Raw genomic sequence first — 386 nt, forward strand, 5'->3', positions numbered from 1 at the left:
ACCGCCAAACTGAACGGTATCGACCCGCAGGCTTGGCTTGCCGACACACTCGCCCGCATTCCAGACTACAAGATCAACCGCGTCGATGATCTCCTGCCATGGAAAACCGCACTATAGGGGCGGTCAGACCGGACGCTTACACATTACCTTCAGTTGACCGAGACTGACATGACCCGCATTGGCCCGCCGATATGTGGGTCCATACTTCCGAAAGATGTCAGCAATCTCCAGCTGGGGGCGCGGCAACCGCCTGAGCCGCTACTCCAGGCCCCGTCTGACGGTATGATCCTGCAGCTTCTCCAACATCTCGTACGGGCTGACAGTGCCGCGGATGGTCTTGGTCGCGACATGCGTGTAGCGCGCTGTCGTGCTGAGCTTGGAATGTC

At 59.1% G+C, this 386-nt stretch carries 1 protein-coding gene; it reads left to right on the forward strand.

Features of this window, described 5'->3' with window-relative positions; genetic code table 11:
• Nucleotides 1–117 (forward strand): transposase domain-containing protein (locus ACFWW2_RS01765; RefSeq protein ID WP_393925644.1); only part of this gene is annotated, 117 nt, incomplete at its 5' end.
• Nucleotides 118–386 lie beyond the last annotated feature (269 nt).

Origin of the sequence: Yoonia sp. R2-816, from assembly GCF_046762905.1 — a bacterium.
In the GTDB taxonomy this organism is placed as follows: domain Bacteria; phylum Pseudomonadota; class Alphaproteobacteria; order Rhodobacterales; family Rhodobacteraceae; genus Yoonia.